A 6,278-nucleotide genomic window follows, 5' to 3' on the forward strand; every position below is an offset into this window, starting at 1 on the left:
CGGTCGACGCCGAGGCGGTCACGTGCCGGTCGGGGTGGTGTCGGGTTCGTCCTGCTCGGGGACGGGCGGCGGGAGCGCGACCTGGATCAGGCGGCCCGGTTGGGCCCGCTCGACGAGCGTTCCGCGGCCGGGTGGGCGGGTGGCGGCGCGCTCGTTGCCCAGCACGACTCCCTCGCGGCTGTCGCCGGAGAGGATCAGGCCGCTACAGCCCATCTCCTTGACCCGGTTGAGCAGCGGGTCGGCCATGGCGCGGGCCATGCCGCTGACCCGGCGGGCGAGCACCAGGTGCAGGCCGATGTCCCGAGCCTGCGGCAGGAAGCGGGACAGCGGGGCGAGCGGGGCCGCAGAACCGGTGGGCAGCAGGTCGTAGTCGTCGGCCACCAGGTAGATGTCCGGCCCTTCCCACCAGTCCCGCTGGCGCAGCCGCTGCGGGCTGATCCCGGCCGGTGGCAGGCGTTCGGTGAGCTTGGCGACCACCTGCTGGACGTAGGCGCTGGCGGTGTCCGGGTCGCCGGCATAGGCGGCCAGGTGGTCCGGTGGCACCGCGTCGAGCAGGGATAGTCGGGCGTCGAGCAGCACCACCCGCGCGTCCCAGGCGGACTGTCGGGAGCAGAGGGCCGCCAACCAGGTACGCAGGGCCGTCGACTTGCCGGAGCCGGCGTCACCGAAGACGAGGAAGTGCGGGTCGTCGCGGATCAGGTCGACGGTCACCGGCTTCAGGTCGGCCTCGCCGATCCCGATGGGCACGGCGGTCGGGGCGGCGTCCGGTGGCGCCGGCACCTCGGCGGCGTCGATCCGCGCCGGGAGCAGGCGTACCGGCGGGGCCGGGGGGCCCGACCACCCGGCGGCGATCTTGCCGAGTACGTCCTGCTGGGCCGCGCGCAGACCGTCGATGCTGTCCTGTCCGTCCATCCGGGGCAGGACGAGTTGGAAGTATACGCCCGGCAGGCTCAGACCCCGGCCGGGCACCTTCGCCGGCACCCGGGCGGCGAGCCGGCGGTTCACCTCGGACTCGGAGGGGTCGTTGAGGCGCAGCTCGATGCGGGTCCCGATGCTGTCCCGCAGGGCGGGGCGGATGTCGTTCCATCGACCGGTGGTGATGATCAGGTGTACGCCCACGCCGAGTCCCCGGGCGGCGATCTCGTTGATCACCGGGTCGGCCCAGTCGAACTCGGTCCGCAACGCGCCCCAGTTGTCGATGAAGAGGAACACGTCGGCGGCGCGTACGCCCTCGGGCAGTTGGCCGGAACGCCGACGTTCCCGCAGGTCGGCGATGGAGTCCAGGCCGAGGGCCCGGAGCAGGTGTTCCCGTTCGCTGATCAGTGACCGGACCTCGACGATCATCCGGCTGACCAGGTCACGCTCGCTGCGACCGGCCACCGAGCCGACGTGCGGCGCCTCGGCCATCGTGTGCAGCGTCCCGCCACCGAAGTCCACGCAGTAGAACTGCATCTCGTCGGGGCTGTGGGTGAGCATCCCGGCGAGCATCAGGGTCCGCAGCAGCGTGCTCCGCCCGGTCTGGGGTGCACCGACGACCGCGAGGTTGCCGTGCGCCCCGCCGAAGTCCATCATCAGCGTCTCCTGCTCCTGCTTGAGCGGCAGGTCGAGCAGGCCGATGGGTACGGCCAGCGAGCCCGTCATCGGCCAGTGCTTCGCGCCGTAGCCCCGGCCGGGCTGGTGGGCGACCGGGCCGAGCAGGTGGTCCAGGGCGAGTGCCTTCGGCAACGGCGGCAGCCAGACCTGGTGCACCGGGCTGATGACCGAGGTGAGCCGGTCCACCACGATGCCCAGCTCGGTCCGGCCACCACGCGCTGGCCCGGGTGGTGACTCGTCCATCTCCTCCTCGGTGATCCGGGTGATCCCCCGCAGCGGGAACTGCGCGATCGTGTTGCGGGGCTTCGCGCCGCTGGCCCGCGCGCGCTCCTCTGGAGAGACGTACCCGGCCGACACGTGCGCGACCCGGAACCGCTGATAGACGGACTCGTCCACCTTGATGTACGCGGACCCGGGGATCGGCGGCAGGTTGTACGCGTCGGTGGTGCCGATCACCGTACGACTCTCGCTGGCGCTGAACGTGCGCAGGCAGATGCGGTACGACAGGTGGGAGTCCAGTCCCCGCAGTCGCCCCTCCTCCAGCCGCTGGGTGGCCATCAGCAGGTGCATGCCGAGGCTTCGGCCGACCCGGCCGATCTGCACGAACAGCTCGGCGAAGTCCGGCCGACCGGAGAGCAGTTCGCCGAACTCGTCCACCACGATCAGCAGGTACGGCAGCGGGTCGAGCGGACGACCGTCGGTGCCGACGGCGCCCTCCGCGCGGCGGCTCTGGTACTCGCGTACCGAGTCGATGTTGCCCGCGTCGCGCAGCATGCGTTGCCGACGTTGCTGCTCGCCCATGAGCGCGGCGAGCACCCGGTCGATCATCGCGGCGTCGTCGGCCAGGTTGGTGATCAGACCGGCCACGTGCGGCAGCCCGGTCAACGGGGCGAACGCCGCACCGCCCTTGAAGTCGATCAGCACGAAGCTGAGCAGTTCCGGCGGATGGGTCAGGGCCAGGCCGGTGACGAGCGTACGCAGCAACTCGCTCTTGCCGGAGCCGGTGGCGCCGACGATCAGGCCGTGCGGGCCGGAGCCGCCCTGCGCCGACTCCTTGATGTCCAGCACCAACGGGTGGCCGTCCCCGTCGGTGCCGATCGGCGCGCGCAGCAGCCGCGGGTCACCGGCGCCGATCCAGCGGCTGGTGATCTCGGAGTTCATCGGGTCGCCACCGAGCACCATCTCGGTCAACGACACGGTCCGGGCGAGGACCTGCTCGCGTTCGTCGCTGAGTCGGAGCGGTGCCAGGGTCCGGGCGACCAGCTCGGCCATTCCCAGGCTCACCCGGTCGACGTGGCAGTCCGTGGCGGGTGTGACGACCAGTTCCGCCCTGCCCTCCGTGGTGAGCTGGCCGTCCGGCCCGCACCGTAGCCGCAGGTTGACCCGGCTCGGTTCGTCGGACTCGCGCTCGACCAGGAAGACGAGCGTGATGCCGAGGTGCAGCCCGGCGCCGGCCAGCAGCGCCGCCATCAGCTCGCCACGCCCCCACTCGGAGAACGGGTCGAAGCTGGTGAACACCAGGATCAGCCGGGGCAGGGTCGGTCCGCCGGTGGTCGGGCGCCGGTTGCCCTGCTGGTCGAGGCGGCGTCGGAGTTCGGCCTCCAGGTAGTCGGTGAGCGCGGCGGGGCTCTCCGCGACCAGCGACAGCTCCCCCGCCTCACCGCGCAGCTCCGGGTCGGTGGTGTGCGGCAGCCACTTCGCCCACTGCCACTGGTCGTCCCCGCCGGCCTCCACCGCGACGAGCACGTCGTCCGGCGCATGGAAGACGCCGACCTGGCAGAGCATCGCGCGGGCGACCTGCGTGGTGGCCGGCGGCGGGCCGAGCAGGCTGATCACCCCGGCCCGACCGATGTCGACCACCATCGGCTGCTCGGGCACCACGCCGAGTCGTTCCACCAGCCGTTCGGCGGCCTCCTGCGACTCCCAGTCGTAGTCGGTGAGCGGGTCGATCTTCGCGTCGAGCTCGATCGGGGTGGTCAGTCGGACCGTACCCCGGCCGAGCCGGACCTGGAGGAAGTCGGCGTCGTCGCGGCGGCGCTCCCAGACGCGGTGGCCGCCGACGCCGATCGACCAGAGCCGGGCCGGCTCGGGGTGGGCGAGCGCGGAGACGGCGCGTTGCGCGTTCGCGCTCTGTCGCGCCTGGTCCCGCACCAACCTCAGGTGGCCGCTGTACCGGCGGCGCTGCTTGCGGGCCGACACGCCACGGGTACGCCGCTGCCCCATGAACATGAAGATGACCGCGGCGATCGAGGAGATGAAGAAGACCGAGCCGAGGATGATGGTGGCCGGCTGCCCGAAGCTGACCATGTACGCGGCCATGCCCACGCTGCTGATCAGCGGAAGGACCAGGTTCCAGGCGTGACTGCCGGTCGACGCGTCCGGCACCTCGGGCGGTACGGGCAGCACGATCCGGTCCGTGGGCAGCGCCGGAAGGATGTGGCGGGCCGGACGGTGGAAGGCCACCCGGCTCATCCGGCGATGCTCCGCTCGTTCATGCCCTCCACGACGGGCCGGGGTGACCTCCCGTTCAGTCGTCGGGACGGGGTCATGTGCCCGGGTCGGGGCAGGTCATGATCGCCTCTTTGATCCGATCGAGGGGATCCCGGTGGCCCTCGGACACCAACGGCACGAGCGCGTTGATCTTGCGGATCCAGTTCGGCCGGACCGCACCACCGCGCGGCAGGTCGTCCTTGAACTCCCAGATGGCGGTGGTCACCTCGTCGGCCGACCGGGTGCCCTCGACCAGGTCGCCGATCGCGGCCAGGATCGCGTGGCTGGCCCGGTCGTCGAACGACACCCCGGCCAGGTCGGCGAGCATCGGTGCCATCGCGCCGACCTGGGCTGCCGGGCCGCCGGTGCCGGCCGCGCCGCCGGGACCGCCGGCCAGGCCGCCGAGGAGCAGGGGCTTGGCCAGGCTGAGCACCGCGTGGTGACCGGCGAGGGACGGTACCCGGTCCACCGCCTCCCGCAACTGGGAGTGCTGGTCGGGCAGGGCCGGTCCGGCGCGGTCCAGCCCGGACAGGATGGCCTGCGGATCGGTCAGCGGGGCGGACAGGAACGACACGATCGGGACGGTCGGCGGTGTGAACGCGGGCGCCCGGCGCAGACCGGTGGCCGCCTCGATCAGGTCCACACTGAGCGCGTCCACGACGGGCGGTGCCGCCTGGCCACCCCCGCCCGGGGAGCCGCCCGGTCGCCGCGCCGTCCACGCGCTGCCCAGGTTGAGCAGTGGCATTCCGTCCGCACCCGGCGCGGAGAGCCCGGGTGCCTCGTACACCAGTGGCGCGCCGTACTCGTCGAGCACCCGGGTGAGTTCCGGCGACGCGGACGCGCGGGTGTAGACGACCGGCACCGGGTCGTGACCGCCGGCCAGCACCGACTCACCCAGGTGCACGAAGAGGCGCCGGTTCAGCAGCGACACCTGCTCCGGGGTGGGCCGCCGACCGGGCCGATCGGTGGCGAGCACGATGATCGGCTGGTCGAGATACTCGGCCGCCTCCGCCAACACGCCCAGGTCGTGCGTGGACACCGCCGCCGCCGGGCCGATGATCTCCATGACCCGGCCCGTGCCGTCGGCCGCCTGCCAGGTGTGGAGCGCGACCTCGTTGCGAGTGGTGTCCGCCCAGGAAGGTCCGGTGGACACCGCGGCCGAGCTACCAGTCGAAGCCGCAGCGATCTGGATCAGTCGCTCCTCGACGCTCACCGGCTCCCCGGGGTACAGGGCGAGTCGGATCCGGCCGGATTCGGCGGCAGGCAGCAGTGCCGATCCGTCCGGGCCGAGCAGCGAGAGGTTGCGGGCCTCGTCGTTGACGGCGAGGTGGATCGACTCACCGTCCGGGCCGTCCACGACGACCACGGCGTGTGCGCCGGCACCGGCCTGGTCCATCCGGTACGCCAGGTCGACGTACCCGGTCGGCTCGTCCACCCGCTCGGCGCCGGTCGCCGCGAGCGCGTCGTCACCGGACCCGCCGAACCGCAGACCGTGGGTACGCAGCGCCGCGCGGTACCGGTGATTGGTCAGCTCCGCCGGCAGGCCGACCTCGACCCCGTCGGCGGAGAAGACGATCCGCCCGGAGAGGTACGGCTTCCCGGACAGGATATCCAGCACTTCGGCGGGTGCCTCCGCCCACGGCTTCGACGCCCGGTGGTCCGACGGCACCACCCGTACCGTGACGCCCGTGCCGGCTGCGGTGATCCGGCCCTCGGCATCCAGGTCGACGACGCGGTGCGGCCCGAACGGCACCGCGCCGCCCGTCGCGCCGTCGAGTTGGGTACGCAGCACCTGCGTCGACAACCGCAGGTCGTCCGCCCACTGTGTCAGCCCCGGCAGGGACGCCGGTCCGGCCGAGTCCGGCCAGTGCACCGGCATCAGGTCGAGTTGCTCGGCCGACTGCCGGTCCAGCATGCGACGCAACAGATCCGAGTCCGCCTGCGGGAACAGTGGCGTGGCCACCGGGCCGGAGAACCTGGCGGCGGCGTCGGCCCGCCGGACGAACGGGTCGTCGGCCGTGGGCATCGCGTCGGTCCCGACGGCCATCGCCCCGCCGGGCAGGAACACCGTACGTCCGTCGGCGCACAGCTCCGCCATCGGACGGGTGATCAAGGGAAGGTGGGTGACCACGCCACGGCTCCTCATCGTCTCCCCGTGACCGTGGCATCCCGGACGGGACGCGCGACAGTCCCCG

The 6,278-nt window shown here is 72.5% G+C and carries 2 protein-coding genes; both read right to left on the bottom strand.

The annotated features are described in order from the left end of the window. Positions 1 to 18 precede the first annotated feature (18 nt). Positions 19 to 4,065: a type VII secretion protein EccCb gene (gene eccCb / locus ID554_RS09730; RefSeq protein ID WP_117229471.1), complete on the bottom strand. Its 4,047-nt coding sequence runs from the start codon at positions 4,063 to 4,065 to the stop codon at positions 19 to 21. A 73-nt stretch (positions 4,066 to 4,138) separates the two neighbouring features. Beyond that, positions 4,139 to 6,214: a hypothetical protein gene (locus ID554_RS09735; RefSeq protein ID WP_117229470.1), complete on the bottom strand. Its 2,076-nt coding sequence runs from the start codon at positions 6,212 to 6,214 to the stop codon at positions 4,139 to 4,141. Between the last annotated feature and the right edge of the window lie 64 nt (positions 6,215 to 6,278).

The organism is Micromonospora craniellae (assembly GCF_014764405.1).
Taxonomy (GTDB): Bacteria; Actinomycetota; Actinomycetes; order Mycobacteriales; family Micromonosporaceae; genus Micromonospora; species Micromonospora craniellae.